Source organism: Actinoplanes couchii, from assembly GCF_016862075.1.
Taxonomy (GTDB): Bacteria; Actinomycetota; Actinomycetes; order Mycobacteriales; family Micromonosporaceae; genus Actinoplanes; species Actinoplanes couchii.
Map to the genome: position 1 here is coordinate 1 of NZ_BOMG01000121.1, position 13,513 is coordinate 13,513.

12 protein-coding genes are annotated in these 13,513 nt (G+C 68.0%); 5 read left to right on the plus strand and 7 right to left on the minus strand.

Features of this window, described 5'->3' with window-relative positions; genetic code table 11:
- Positions 1–123: 123 nt before the first annotated feature.
- Positions 124–306, plus strand: coding sequence for a Rossmann-fold NAD(P)-binding domain-containing protein (locus Aco03nite_RS47680; RefSeq protein ID WP_239146027.1), 183 nt, complete (start codon positions 124–126; stop codon positions 304–306).
- A 22-nt stretch (positions 307–328) separates the two neighbouring features.
- Here Aco03nite_RS47680 and Aco03nite_RS47685 read toward each other — a convergent pair whose 3' ends face one another.
- The 3 genes from Aco03nite_RS47685 to Aco03nite_RS53800 all read right to left on the minus strand — a co-directional run bounded on the left by Aco03nite_RS47685 (position 329) and on the right by Aco03nite_RS53800 (position 2,010).
- Positions 329–817 (minus strand): hypothetical protein, encoded by a 489-nt coding sequence (locus Aco03nite_RS47685; protein WP_203808936.1) that lies wholly within the window; start codon positions 815–817, stop codon positions 329–331.
- Between the two features lie 128 nt (positions 818–945).
- Entirely contained in the window at positions 946–1,800 is an 855-nt protein-coding gene (locus Aco03nite_RS47690; RefSeq protein ID WP_239146028.1) for a lytic polysaccharide monooxygenase, read from the minus strand.
- A 9-nt stretch (positions 1,801–1,809) separates the two neighbouring features.
- A complete protein-coding gene (locus Aco03nite_RS53800) occupies positions 1,810–2,010 on the minus strand; it encodes a hypothetical protein (protein WP_239146029.1) in 201 nt (66 codons plus the stop codon).
- 507 nt (positions 2,011–2,517) lie between these two features.
- Here Aco03nite_RS53800 and Aco03nite_RS47695 point away from each other — a divergent pair.
- Complete coding sequence (locus Aco03nite_RS47695) at positions 2,518–3,852, plus strand: hypothetical protein (protein ID WP_203808938.1); 1,335 nt, start codon at positions 2,518–2,520, stop codon at positions 3,850–3,852.
- A gap of 510 nt (positions 3,853–4,362) precedes the next feature.
- A complete protein-coding gene (locus Aco03nite_RS47700; RefSeq protein WP_203808940.1) occupies positions 4,363–9,318 on the plus strand; it encodes a HEAT repeat domain-containing protein in 4,956 nt (1,651 codons plus the stop codon).
- A gap of 117 nt (positions 9,319–9,435) precedes the next feature.
- Here Aco03nite_RS47700 and Aco03nite_RS47705 read toward each other — a convergent pair whose 3' ends face one another.
- Entirely contained in the window at positions 9,436–10,098 is a 663-nt protein-coding gene (locus Aco03nite_RS47705; RefSeq protein ID WP_239146030.1) for a TetR/AcrR family transcriptional regulator, read from the minus strand.
- A gap of 89 nt (positions 10,099–10,187) precedes the next feature.
- Here Aco03nite_RS47705 and Aco03nite_RS47710 point away from each other — a divergent pair, with 89 nt between their 5' ends.
- Together Aco03nite_RS47710 and Aco03nite_RS47715 are read left to right on the plus strand one after the other, a co-directional pair.
- On the plus strand, positions 10,188–10,820 hold the full coding sequence (locus Aco03nite_RS47710; protein WP_203808942.1) for a DsbA family oxidoreductase: 633 nt from the start codon (positions 10,188–10,190) through the stop codon (positions 10,818–10,820).
- A gap of 20 nt (positions 10,821–10,840) precedes the next feature.
- On the plus strand, positions 10,841–11,518 hold the full coding sequence (locus Aco03nite_RS47715) for an SDR family NAD(P)-dependent oxidoreductase (RefSeq protein WP_203808944.1): 678 nt from the start codon (positions 10,841–10,843) through the stop codon (positions 11,516–11,518).
- Positions 11,519–11,522: 4 nt separating this feature from the next.
- Here the strand turns inward: Aco03nite_RS47715 and Aco03nite_RS47720 are convergent, their stop codons facing one another.
- From Aco03nite_RS47720 to Aco03nite_RS47730, 3 genes are read right to left on the minus strand one after another with little or no spacing between them, the layout of a single operon-like run.
- Positions 11,523–11,753: a hypothetical protein gene (locus Aco03nite_RS47720; RefSeq protein WP_239146031.1), complete on the minus strand. Its 231-nt coding sequence runs from the start codon at positions 11,751–11,753 to the stop codon at positions 11,523–11,525.
- The gene (locus Aco03nite_RS47725; protein WP_203808946.1) at positions 11,750–12,283 is read right to left on the minus strand and encodes an alpha/beta hydrolase; all 534 of its coding nucleotides are present in this window, start codon (positions 12,281–12,283) and stop codon (positions 11,750–11,752) included. Before Aco03nite_RS47725 ends, Aco03nite_RS47720 begins: the two co-directional genes overlap by 4 nt.
- Positions 12,280–13,311: a LacI family DNA-binding transcriptional regulator gene (locus tag Aco03nite_RS47730; RefSeq protein ID WP_203808948.1), complete on the minus strand. Its 1,032-nt coding sequence runs from the start codon at positions 13,309–13,311 to the stop codon at positions 12,280–12,282. Before Aco03nite_RS47730 ends, Aco03nite_RS47725 begins: the two co-directional genes overlap by 4 nt.
- Positions 13,312–13,513 lie beyond the last annotated feature (202 nt).

Here is a 13,513-nt window from a genome sequence, read left to right on the forward strand (position 1 = left end):
CACAGGATCGCATAGGAAAACCGAGACGCTGCGGAATGGTCTCTCACGAACGGTGTCCGGCTCGAACTGGCCGACCAGAAGACCCAGGTCACCGCTCTGGCCCTGGCCGTCGCCGACACCGACATGATGGCCGGTTACGACATCCCCAAACTGCCGCCCCACGAGGTGATCGCCGCGGCCCTGGACGGCCTGGAAGCCGGCAAGCTCGAAGTCATCGCCGACGCTCCCACCGCCAACGTCAAAGCATCCCTGTCCCGCGATCCCGCCCTCTTCTACGCCGACATTCCCGCCGCCCTCTTCGGCTGACCCGGTCGCGGACCCGGCGGCATCAGCGCCGCTCGCCATCGCCTCCGTCTGCGGGGCGCGGCTGTTCACGGGCGGCGGCCCGTAGCGTCTCCAGACGTGCCTGCGCACGTTGGACGGCCTCTCGGGAGCGATGCAGGAAGGCGTTGCTGCGGTCCAGGCGTGCGACTTCCCGGGCGAAGGCGTCTTCGATCTGTTGCATCGGATCGCGGTTGGTCGTCTCGGGCGCCGTCCGGTTGTCGAGAGAACGCTCGCGGGCCGTGGCGTACTCTTCCCGTCCGTCCGCGGCGAGGTCACGCTCATCGGCGACCTGTTCGCGCTGGTCCGCCGCCGTCTCGCGATCAGTGATCGCACGTTCCCTGGCCGTCAGAACGTCATTCCTGGCTGCCAGCTGCGTTTCCCGATGGGACAGGCGTTGTTCACGGGCGTCGAGCAGCCGCTCCCTGCTGTCCAGTTGTTGTTGCCGCTCGTCGAGATGGCGATCCCGCGCGTTCCATCGGTCATCGGGAAACACGAACTGATCATAGACAGCTTCGTGGTCCGGGCGCTTCGTGCCACGATGCCGACCTGACCGGCGACGATACGGCCCGGCACGACCGGTGGGTGGACGGCGGCGTGCCGGGAATCGTACCGGGAGGGGATCTATGTGGTGGCCTTGCAGCTGAGCCGGGGCGGATAGTTGGTGACCAGCCAGTAGCCCGGGAACCGGAAGGTGGCGCCGGCTCCGGCGGCCAGGGTGCCGTTGTAGCCGACGTTGGTGGCCCGCCAGTTCGGGCCGTCCGAGGCCACTGTCGCGTCCCAGGCCGAATCCATCACCTGGCCGTTCGGGAACTGCAGGGTGACCGCCCAGGCCCGGGTCGCGGCGGCTCCGGCGGTGACCGTGACCTCGGCCTGGAAGCGCCCGGTCGACGTTTCCTGCTGGGTCAGGCGGTAGGTGGCGTGGCAGCCGCTGTCGGGGTCGAGCGGGGGCGGTGTGGTGGCGTTGCCGGGGTCCGGGCGGCCGCCGGGGAAACGTACGTCGGAGCACATGTAGTAGTTCTGGTCGGCGTGCCCGGCGTGCCAGACGGCGTACACGACGTGCTGGCCCGTGCGGCCCGGCGCGCTGAGCTGGAACGAGTAGTCGACGCCGTTGAGCCACGGGTCGTTGGGCCGGGTCGGCCAGCCGGATTCCGGGAACGGGCCGGTGTCCTTGACGAGTTCGAGATCGGCCCAGGTGAGCTGCTGGGTGGCCGGGTCGAAGCCCTGCCTGGTGACGTAGAAGCGGATGTACGCGGCACCGTGCCGGGCCTGTCGTGCATCGTCCAGGTGAACGTGTTGGCGACGTCCTGGGCGCGCCAGTATCCGGGGGGCGTTCAGGGCGTCGAAGGTGTTGTCGCCGCCGCCGCAGAGCTTGCCGTCGGGTACCCGGGCCTGGTGGTTGTCGGCGACGTTGTCCTGGATGAGGCCGTTCCAGGTCCACATCGCGGCCGGGTTGGCATGCCAGGCCTGCCAGCACATCGGGTCCAGTCAGGCCATGACCGGGTTGGTCCAGGTGGTGTCCCAGCGCTTGGCGCAGCCGTAGTGGCGCGAGGGCGGGTCGATCGCGGAGCCGTGCGCGGAGGCGGGACGGGCGATGATCAGGAACGAGAACAGCAGCAGCCCGGTGAGGGCTGCGATGGTCAGGGGGCGCCGGACCCGTGGCCGGCTGAGGGTGCCGAAGGTGAACACGGTGACTCCAGGGCTGGGGGAGGGGATCGAGAGAAACTTTCCAACCGGGGATGGCTATGTTTCGCGGACGCTACGTCCTGACGTAGAAGTTCGTCAATGTCTTGAGGTCGCGAATCGCTGTCCGTGTATAAGCCCGGGCCCGGGAACGTCCCCAATCGCGTTCTTCCCAAACCCGCACAGTTCCGTCTATTCCGGTGGAGAGTGGGGCCTGGCCCGCGTGGAAGAACTCGATCTCCAGCGCCGCTGGCGGGTGCGGTGGAAACCGGCAAGGGCCGGATGTGGATCATCGTGACCCGGGCCGGAGGGTGACCCGCCGCTGGGGCATGATCGGATGCTCGACCTCCCCAAGGAGACCGACTTTCTAACCGGCCTGTACGCCAAGCCGAGAGTCTGTCCGCACAGGATTGCTCGCTTGCCGGCGGGAGATCAAACCGCCCTCGCCTCGGCGTCGGCGTCCGAACTTGTCGTACCCGTTCTCCATAGTGGTCGGCAGAGAAGGAGGCCGTCATGTCCAACCTTCGTGTGCCGGTGACCTGCTGTGTGTGCGGTCAGGTTCGGCAGGTGCGGCCGGCGCTGGTGCGGGGATTCGACGTCCTCGCCTGCTCCCGGCATCCGGCGTCCGACGTGGAACTGCCGGTGCCCGATGGCCACCACCTGGTGACGGCCGGCGGCGTCGCCGGGCACTTCACCGGGTACACCGTCGTGGCGACGACACCGTCACAGGCACGGGCGGCACACCGGGCCGCGAGCACCGCCGCGGCCGCGATGGGACGGCCGGCGCCCGAGCCGGACTTCGATCCCGGCGACACCAGCCACATCGACCCACGACTCGTCCGGGCCTTCACCGACGTGCTCGGGCCGGACGGCTGGGAGATCACCGACTGGCGCCGCGAGGGCCGGTACTTCGAGGTGAAGGTGTACACCGACTTCGGCTGGGCCGGATTCCTCGTCGGACGGCCTGAACAGATCGCCGATCAGGTGGCCCGGCTGCGAGCCGAGGCGCAGGACGTCCTGGCGACCTTACGCTGTCCGACGTGCTCCGACCGGCCGCAGGCCTGCGGGTGCGGAACCGTAGTGTGGAAGCCGGCGTCATGGACGAACGAGTGGAATGCGATTACCGGGGCCCTGGCCTATCTCGAGGATGCCGTTGATCCTGAAAAGACCGAGACACTAGCCCGGCTCACGGCTGCCCTGGACGGTGGTGACGTCTCGGAGGGGGAGTGGATCGTCTACGACTCCTTCGCCGGCGTGGTGCAGGCGTTCCGGGAGCTGGTTCCGGATGCCCGATGGACTTTGCTGCACGACCGGCCGGTGGCGGTGATACCGGTCGGGGCCGCGTTCCGGCCTGGCCCGGCAGGAGACCTGCTCGCCGCCGCTGAGCAGGCCGGCTACCGGCTTGCCATCCGCACCGAGTTCGCCCGCGATGAGCGTCGCAGTGTGTTTCGCTTCGAGTCCGCCGACGTATGGTTTGCCTGCGCTCGTGTCGACGGTCGCTACCACCTGGTCGCCGGGCAGCCCGGCTGGCAGCCGGACAACGACGACTCCGATGAGCACTGGACGGCGCTGGAGGCGACCGCGGACTGGTGGATCCTGCTGCCGGAGGACCAGCGGGGTCTAGGTGCATGGACCGTGAATGAGGGCTGTTCGGAGTTCGACATGGGCGCCGGCACGCTTGTCGCGTCCAGCGTGCTCGACTGCACCGAACTGACACCCGACGTTGTGCGGACCGCGCTGGCGCAGGCCGACTCCGCGATCCGGGACAGCCGCCAGCGCCTAGACGAGTACTATACGCGGGAGCGAAAAATCCTCTCTGCCCTGTCGGGCAGAGAGGATCGCCGGTGACGTGGTAGCCGTCGAACAGCGGACCGCCATGCTGATCGAAGACATCGTGGGTTGCCAGGAGGTCTGAGCCTGCCCGGTGTGCAGGTCGAGCTGCACACCGCTGCCGAGTGCAAGAGCGGTCCCCGGGCCACGGTCGCACGTCACCGAGAGCCGTTACGCGGTCAGGCGCCGCTCTTGCCGTGCCTCTGAAGGTGACGGTTCTTCCCGCGTTTTCCGCCGAAGGTGTTCCGCCAGCCAGAATCCGGGCGCATCCGCCGAGCGGTCCCGCGAGCTTTCGGCTGGCCGCTGTGGCGGGCTTCCCGTCGAGGAACCGACACCCGAGCTCGGAGCTGATGGGCGGAACGGGACAGGTTAATAACAGCGGCGATCAATCGTACGATGGCGGTGACCGTCGGCAGCCATTCCAGCATGTCGTGCCACATCGTGAACCTCCCACAATCCTCTGACCTGGATGTACTCGACGATCTCGTGGGCGCCCTCCACTGAGGGCCAGGCTGGAAAGGCTGGAGAGTGGACGAAGGCAGCCGGCACGAGCGCGGCAGCAGGGTCCTGCGCGAACTGCGGGAGCTCGTAGGAAGCCCGGGCTACGAAACCTTGGCTAAGAGGCACGAGGCACTGTCGAAGTCGAACGTGGGCAACCTCCTCAAGGGGAAGACCTCGCCCAGGGACGCGACGGTGGAGGCTTTCATCGAAGCGTGTCTGGGTTACGGCAACCGCAAGCTGCCCCTCGAGCTGCGCGACCGCAGGCACTGGTGGCAGCGGTACCAGCAGGCGCTCGGTTCAGCGCCGGAGCTGACCGACACCACGGTCGCCGACTACCTCGACGCGGTGCGTGAGCAGTTCGGACCACTGCAGCTTGATGCGCTCATCCCGCTCAACGACCAGGATGAGCACCTGCCGGTGCGCTTGCGGGAGGTGTTCGTAGGGCAGGACGTGCGAGCGAACCCGCCCCGGGCCGAGCTGCCCAGAGACGTCTGGCTCAGGCTGATCGACTCTGGGCACTTCAGCCCTGCCGACCTTCCCGCCGGGTTCGACCGCGACCTGCTCAACCGGCTCCGCCAGGATTACCAGCAGCGCCCCCGGCGGTCGGTGCTCGTCGTTCTGGCCCATCCGAGCGCGATGCGGACGGTGCTGCTCGGTGACCCCGGCTCGGGCAAGTCCACACTGGCCCGCTACTTGGCGCTGGCGCTGGCCGATGCGGTGACCCTGCCGCCGGACCTGGAACCGCTCCGCGGGCGGGTGCCATTGGTCGTTGAGCTCCGGATATTCGCTTACCACAGTTCCGGCGGCGGCGACTTCCTCGATCTGATCGCCCACATGCACACTTCGGAGAGTTTCGGTCTCCCCCGAGCGAATGCCGAGTCACTACTGGAGCAGGGGCGCGCGTTGGTCGTGTTCGACGGCTTGGACGAGGTGTTCGACTCAGACGAGCGCACGACGATCAGTAAGAGAATCGGGGCGTTCGCGGCAAAATATCCGAAGGTGAAGGTGGTTGTCACCTCGCGAGTGGTGGGCTACCAGCGGGCCGTGCTGGACACCGCCGGATTCGCCCACCACAAACTGGAGGACCTCACCACCGAGCAGGTGGAGAACTTCGTGCGGCGATGGTTCGACACCGCGCTGCCGAAGGACCCCGTGGAGTCGGCCCGTCTGCGGCGCAGGCTGATGGCCGCCGTGGCGGAGTCGAAGGCGGTGTCCGAGCTGGCGGGTAACCCGCTGTTGCTCACCATCCTGGCGATCATCGGCCGGCGTCGGGAGCTGCCCCGGGACCGCCGCGCGGTGCAGCAGCACGCGGTGACGGTTCTGGTGCAGCATTGGGATCCGAACAAGTACCTGCTCGCCAACCGTTTCACCGTTGACCTGCCGACGATCGTGGAGGAGGACAAACTCGAACTGCTGCGCCGCGTCGCCCGGCGGATGCAGGCCGCACCCAAGGGCCTGGCGGGCAATCACATCCCGGGCGCCGACCTCATCGAGGAGTTCGAGCAGTACCTGCACGATCGCTTGGAACTGCCCATGCATCAGGCCAGGCCGGGTGCCGAGCAGATGCTGGAGCAGTTCCGTCACCGCAACTTCATCCTGTCGCGCTTCGGTGCCGGGGTTTACGGATTTGTGCACCGGGCGTTTCTGGAATATCTGGCTGCCGAAGATCTGGTACGCCGGTTTGCCGAGCGCAAGCTCAACGAGACCGACCTACTGGAGCTGTTTACAGCCCGGTGGAACGATCCTGCCTGGCACGAGGTGCTGCGGCACACCACCGGCATGCTCAGCGAAGATTTCGCGCGGCTGGTGATCGAGCATCTCCTCGAGCTGAACCCGGACTGGCGACGGCAGAAGCGCGCCCTCCCGCACCACATCGTGCTGGCCCTGCAGTGCCTCAGCGAAGTCCGCCGGCTGGGGGCACTGGCCGACACCAGCCGGGCGGTGATGCGCACGGTGACGGAGGCTCTGCTGGTGGCGAGCCTGCGGCAGCGCAACTATGACGGTGACCTGACTCAGTTGCTGGAGAAGAACCTGCCGTCGGTGCTGGCGACTTTCGGTCCCTACTGGGCGGGCAGGGAGGTCTACCTGTCGTGGTTCGCCGAGCACCACCAAACCCTGACTCTGCAGGCGAACTATTCCAACGCAAGGTCGCTCGTCCTGACAACCCGCATCGCGGTGCTGCTCTCCGACGACGATGCCGACCTCCGTGCCGTACTGATGGAGCAGGCGAGATCGGGTTCCACGCCGGCGGTGCGCGTTGCGGCGGTCAGCGGGCTGACCAGCGGGGAGGATGAGATTCCGGAGGTCAGCACCCTACTGCGCGAGCTGGCGGCCGGCGGCCAGCATTCCGAGGTGCGGTCGGCGGCACTGACGGGGCTCAAGCGCTGGCTCACCCCTGCCGACGCGGGATGGGTACGGGCCATGGCGTCGGAGGGATCCGATATCGGTCTCGTCGACACGGCGGTAGCTGTCGTCAGTGAGAAGTGGGCGGACGACGGTGAGACCTTGCCATGGCTGGAAGATCTGCTTGCCCGCGACATTGCCGGACGGTCGGTCGCGGAGGTGCTGGCATCACGGTGGTCCCCCGACAGCGGTTTGCTGGATCGGCTGCGGGCGCTCGTGGCGGATTCGCCTTCGACCCAGGCCAAGACGCACGCGATCAAAGCCATCGGCGCAGGCTGGGCACATGTGCCAGGTGTGCGGGAGTGGCTCGTGACCTTGGCCGAGAACGGCATGAGTGACGTCCGCGAGGAGGCAGTCACCGCGGTCGGTTCCGCGTGGCGCGGAGATCGCGACATGATTCGATGGGTGCGCGGCCGGGTGCGGTCGGAGGCGGATCACGCCGTCCGCCGAGCTGCGGTGCAGGCATACGGCGAGGCGGACCTGGGTCCGGAAGCCGAGGCCGATCTGCGCCTCTGGGCACGCTGCGACCCCGGCGGCTCTGCGCGCCGAGCCGCGGCTGAGGCCTTGGCGAAGCATTCGATGAGCCCTGAACTGTGCGACTGGATCCGCGAATCCTTCGCCACCGAGCGGGAGGGATACGTGCGGACGACTTTTGTCACGCTCTTGTCGCACGCGGAGGCCCCGGGTCCTTGGGCTCGGTCTGTAGCGCTCACCGACCCTGATGACTCAGTCCGTATCCAAGCCGTGCGAACAATGGTGGGACAGGCCACAGAACCCGACCTGCTGGACTGGCTGATGGCCATCGTACGAACGGAGTCGTCGTCCTACGTCCGTTCGGAGATCGTCCAAATGATCGTGGAGGGTTGGCCGGAGCGGCAGGAGACGCTGGCTTGGCTTCGCAGCCGGGGAGACGGGGTCCTTGATGAGTCGACCGCCCTCGAAGCGCTGTCGATCCGGTGGATCGGTGAGCCATGGTTCACCCAGCAGATGCGAGCGGTCGTCACGCCCGGCAATCATTCGTCGGCTCGTCACCATGCCATCGGTTATTGGGGCGTTCATGGGGGCGAGGAAGGCAATGACCTGCTCCTGCACCTGGTTGAATCGGACATCGACCCGTCCATCCGGGGCGCAGCTTTCGAGCGGTTGGCCGTGCGCATGGGTGACTCGTGGGAAGAACTGGACTGGATGCGGACCAGGTTGGTGGAAGATCACTCCGACTATGTCCGCCTGGCTGCGTTCGTCGCCATCGTCGAGCGGAGCCGAAGGTCACCGGTCGCTCGCGGCTGGATTGAGGCCACGATCTCGGGCGGTAGCCTCGGCGAGATCCACGAGTTGTTGCCCCATCCGCTCTGGATCTACGGTCCCAAATCCACTCGTGCGATCCTGGTGCGGTTGGCCGAAGCCGATGCGTCTGACCGAGTACGCGAAGAGGCAGTGGCCTACGCGAGCGGGGGCGTGGACCTCGCTACGGCCGTGACATGGTTGCAGGAGCGATTCGACCGCGAGACTTCCCCCAGGGTCCGGCGAAGCGTAGTGCGGGAACTTGGTGCCGCGGCCTGTGACGCAGGCCTGGAGGGATGGCTCCGCGAGGTCGCAGCATCCGACGAGCCCGAGATCGTCCGCGTGGAGGCGCTGATCCACAGCGCCGCCGGTCCAGCCGAACTCCAAGCCGCCTTCCCGAACACCGTCGACAGGGACGCGCAGAGAGCGATCCTGGCCAGGATCCTCAATCGTTGGCCTTTTGACGACGGCATCCAGGAGTGGCTCATCACCATGGCCGAGAGCGCGCCACTTCCAGGAGGACGGGCGACAGCGCTCACGATGCACTCCAGGCACTGGGCAACCCGCCCCGGTCTTCTCGACTGGCTGTGGGAGCGTCTCAACGACCCCAGCTCACTGGTCCGTCACGCGGTGATCGAGGAGATCAGCACGTCCTGGACGCACCTGCCCGAAGTCGTCGAACGGCTTCGAGCCGTGGACGATGCCGACCTCACGGTGCAACTGTCCCTTCTCGAGAACCATCGATACTGGGCAAGCAGCGACATCACTGAAGAGTGGGCCCGTGACCGCGCCGAGAATCACCCGGACCCCACCGTCCGCGCAGCAGCGATATACGTTGTTGCCGCAATGACGCAAGGTCGCCCCGGGGCCGTCGAATGGCTTGTGAAGCGGGTAGCCGAGGACAACGACTGGGAGCCTCGAAGCCAAGCCATCTGGTTGGTCACGCACCTCGGCGGCCACCAACCGCACATCCTCGACTGGGTCAAGAATCTCGCGCTCCACTCCGGTGACGCCTTGGTGCGCAGCGCCGCGGTGGAGTCATGGGCGCTGGGCTGGTCGCGGTATCCCGACGAACGGGAGAGTCTGGCCAGAGTCGGGGCCGAGGACCCAAGGCCGGACGTACGGTTGGCCGCCGTTCGGGCGCTGGGCTCCATCCGGCTCGACGACCCCCTGATCTCGGCGTGGCTGAGGGAGCGAACACACGACTCCGACGAGGGTGTCGCGCGTGCAGCGCAGCGGGAGCTGGGCAGACGCCTGCCGGTACCGCCGATCGATGCGGGGGTGGTCCGCGGCCGGTGAGCGGCTATTTGCCGCGACCGGAGTGATCCTGGTCAGACCGTAGCTTGCGTGATCTTCGTCCCGGGTGGCGTGGAAGCCGGCCTATCTGTGCAACCGTCATGACCCCGTATGTGGCCGTCACGTTCGCTGGGTGCGTTGTAGTGCCCGGACGAGCGTGGCGCGGGCGGGTGGCGGGGGTAGCGGCTGGGTATCACCGGCGGTGAAGGCCTGCAGCATGTACTCGACGTGACGCTGCCAGGCGTCCGGTGCGGTGCCGGCGGTCGCGGCGACGACGCCGGCGTTGGCCATCAGCAGGACGACGAGGTCGTCGGGGTGGAAGTCGGGACGTAGCCGGCCGCTGGAACGCGCTCTGGCGACGATGGCGATCCAGTCCCGAAAGCCCGCGTCGCGGCGCTGTTCGAGATCCTCGACGGCCGGGTTGGCCGCGGCGAAGGTGATGGTGAGCAGGTCGGCGAAGCCCCGATCGCCCGACTGCATGGCGCACACCCGGCGGACGTACCCGCAGAAGCCCTGCCAGGGATCCGCCGCGGCCAAGGCCTCGGCGGCGGCGTCGGCATAGGCGGTCATCTTGTCGCCGAAGGCGGCCGCGATCAGCGCGTCGCGGTCCGGGAAACGGCGGTGCACGGTGGCTTCCCCGACCCCGGCCCGCCGGGCGATCTCGTCGAACGGCACCTGCAGTCCCTGCTCGGCGAACGCCCGTTGCGCTGCGGCGACGATCGCCGCGCGGTTGCGGGCGGCGTCGGTGCGCAGGGGACGTTCGCCGGGTGTTCGCGTGGTCACAGGATCACCATCGCACAAGTGGAGGAGCCCCGCCACTTCCGTGTTAGCGTGGAAGTGAAGGATCGGCTCCACTTATTCGAGAGGTCGTCATGAACCTGCAGGTATGGACGGATCTCGGCTGCCCGTGGTGCTACCTCGGCATCCACCGCCTGACCCGGGCCTTGGACCGGCAGGGACTCACCGACAGCACCCAGCTGCGACTGCGCTCCTTCGAACTCGATCCGGGCGCGTCGACCACGCCGACGACGATCATGGAGATCTTCACCCGCAAACACGGCGTGTCCCACAAGGAAGCGGCCCAGGCCGAAGCCGGCATCGCCCGGACCGCCGCCGAGGAAGGCCTGCCGTTCACCAGCGACCGGCCGCACGCCAACTCCGTCGACGTACACCGGGTGCTGCAGTTCGCCGAGCGGCAGGGTCACGGCGTCGCCTTCTTCGAGACCGTCCAGCGCGGCTACTTCGCCGGACGACTCGACCCCTACGACCACGACACGCTCGTCACGGTCGCCGCGAGCATCGGGCTGGATGCCGATGGCGTCCGGGCGGTGCTGGACGGCGACGCGTACACCGCCGAGGTTCGCCGTGACGAGGACACCGGCCGTCGGCTGGGTGTCACCGGAGTCCCGTTCGTCCTGATCAACGACCGTTACGCCGTCACCGGAGCCCAATCCACCGACGCGTACGCCCAAGCCCTCACCCGCGTCTCGACAGCGAAACTCTGAAACCCGAAAGGACCCCTCACATGCCCACCATCGCCATCGTCGGCGCAGGCCCCGGCCTCGGACTGTCCATCGCCAAGGTGTTCGGCGGCCGCGGATTCTCCGTCGCTCTCGTCGCCCGTGACCAGGGCCGCCTCGACGACCTCGCCGGACAACTGCGGGCCGCGGGCATCGATGCCGCCGGGTTCACCGCCGACATCATGGACCGTCCGTCCCTGGCCGCCGCGTTCACCCGGATCAAGGACCGGTTCGGTGCCGTCGACGTTCTGGAGTACTCGCCGGCCCCGCACAACCCGGTTCCCGGCATCACCATGGCCGGCCCGCTGGAGGCCACCGTCGAGAACCTTCAACCCCAGATCGACTACTACCTGTACGGCGGTCTCACTGCCGCCCAGCAGGTCCTGCCCGACATGATCAAGAACGACGCGGGCACCCTGCTGTTCACCACCGGCGGCTCCTCTGCCGACCCTCTCACCGGACCGCCCGAGTTCGCCGCGACCGCGGTGGGTTCCGCTGCCCTGCGAGCCTGGGTCCTCAAACTGCATCAAACTCTTGCCGGTACGGGTGTCTACGCCGCACACGTGCCGCTGAACGTGTGGATCGGATCGGGCGGACCGGAAACCCAGGCCGACACCATCGCCCAGCACTACTGGGACGTCTACACCCGACGTGACGGCGCCGAGCACCATTACACCGCCTGACCTGCTAAGACACCAGAGGGTCCGGCTGCTTCTTCGACTTCTGCGGCCGGACCCGATCCAGCGTGCACCGGGTTTCCGGCTCCCGTGCGGGATGCGTAGGTCGCTGGGCCTCACGGCAGGTGGCGGAGAAAGCCACCGACCCGATCCAGTCGGCGATGCGGGTGATGCTGCGGATCGCCGCGGGGTTGCCGGGTTCGTTGAGGTGGCCGTGGTGGGTGCCGTCCTCGCGGATCACGGTGGTGTCGACTCCGGCGGCGGCGAGTTCGGCGCCGTACTGCTGGCCGGAGGCCCGTAGCGGGTCGACATCGGCGGCAGTTCGGCATGCAGCACCGGGTAGACCAGCACCACACCGCGGGGAAGCGCACGGCCGGTATCACGTAACCGGAGGGTGGCTCCGGCTGCCAGGTTGCCTCCGGCGCTGGCTCCGCCGACAACCCAGCCGGACACGTTGATACCGGAGCGGCCGGCCCAGGTGAACACCTCGCCGACCTCCTCGGACGCGACCGGATAGTGGAAGCGTTCGCCGTCCTGGTGCGGTGCCTGCTCACCGGTCGCCCAGTCCATGATCGGGGCGAGCCGGTAGCCGACGGTCACGACCGTGATGCCGTGTTCGCTGAGCCGGCGGGCGACCCAGTCGCTTTCCGGCATGTCGAGGTCGCCGCCGAAGAAGGCGCCGCCGTGTGCCCAGATCAGGCCCGCACCGGAGGGCCGGTCGGGGGTGTGGACGCGGATCGGGATGTCGCCGTACGGACCGTCGACGATCATGGGAGGGCCGCGGTGGTGCGGCGGGTGACCAGCGTGGGGGACAGGGTGATCTGGGCGGTCCGCCGGTCGCGCTGGCCGATCCGGTCGACGAGCAGGCGGGCGGCGTCGGCGCCCATCTGGCGGCCGTCCTGATCGACGCTGGTCAGCGAGATCGGGCCGAAGGCGGCCAGCGCGCTGTTGTCGTACCCGGCCAGGGAGATGTCGCCGGGGATGGTCAGGCCGGCCTCGGCGATCGCCTCCATCGCGCCGAGGGCGACCACGTCGGCGCCGGCGAAGATCGCGGTCGGCGGGTTCGGGCGGGCCAGGAGCTGCTGGGCGCCGAGGTAACCACCGGCCTGGGTGTACGAGGTGGACGCCACGTCGATCTCGGCTTCCAGGCCGTGGGCGGTCATCGCCTGCCGGTAGCCGTTGGCGCGCTGGGTGTTGGGCATCTCGGCGAGGCGTACCCGGTCGGTCTCGTGGTGTTCTATGTGCGCGATCCGGCGGTGACCGAGGCCGACCAGGTGGTCGACGACCAGGGCGGCGCCGGCGATGTCGTCGTCGGTGACGGTGTCGTAGGCGGTGGAGGAGCCGTGCCGGCCGACGACGACGGTGGGGGTGTGGCGGGCGACCTCGGTGAGGCGGGCCTTGGCCGACACCGGCGCGATCAGGATCAGGCCGTCCATGCTGCGGTCGACCATCGCGTCGATGACCCGGGCCTCGGCTTTCTCACCGTTGCAGCCGGGGGCGAGCAGCACCTGGTAAACGCTGTCGCCGAGCTGGGCGGTGATGCCGTCGAGGATGTCGGCGAAGAACAGGTTACGCAGCTCGGGGAGCATCACGCCGATGGTGTACGTCTGGCCGCGCAGGCCCCGGGCGGCGGCGTTGGGCCGGTAGCCGAGGTCGTCGATGGCCTGCTGGACCTTCAGGCGCATGGCGGGGCTGGCGCCGTACGCGTTGCGCAGCACCTTGGACACGGCGGTGGTGGACACCTGGGCGTGGCGTGCGACGTCGACGATCGTGACGCGCCGGGGCGCGGGTCTGTCCACCGGTTCTCCTCTATGGGTTGATCGTTGTCCGAGCAGAGCCTACCGACCCATCGTTTGGGGCAACGTTATCCATGATGGGGATGCCGCGGAAGCGCCGTTAAACCCAGAGAACCTCTTGACGCTGTTCGGCACGCGCTCGTAAGGTCGGCGAAACATTTGGAAAACGTTACCCACATCACCCCGACGCCGTCGCTGCGGCCGG

Bases quoted from the DNA above. Each gene is read 5' to 3' on its own strand.
- Aco03nite_RS47680 (WP_239146027.1), top strand. From the start codon at position 124: ATGATGGCCGGTTACGACATCCCCAAACTGCCGCCCCACGAGGTGATC.
- Aco03nite_RS47690 (WP_239146028.1), bottom strand. From the start codon at position 1,800: ATGTGCTGGCAGGCCTGGCATGCCAACCCGGCCGCGATGTGGACCTGG.
- Aco03nite_RS47695 (WP_203808938.1), top strand. From the start codon at position 2,518: ATGTCCAACCTTCGTGTGCCGGTGACCTGCTGTGTGTGCGGTCAGGTT.
- Aco03nite_RS47710 (WP_203808942.1), top strand. From the start codon at position 10,188: ATGAACCTGCAGGTATGGACGGATCTCGGCTGCCCGTGGTGCTACCTC.
- Aco03nite_RS47715 (WP_203808944.1), top strand. From the start codon at position 10,841: ATGCCCACCATCGCCATCGTCGGCGCAGGCCCCGGCCTCGGACTGTCC.
- Aco03nite_RS47725 (WP_203808946.1), bottom strand. From the start codon at position 12,283: ATGATCGTCGACGGTCCGTACGGCGACATCCCGATCCGCGTCCACACC.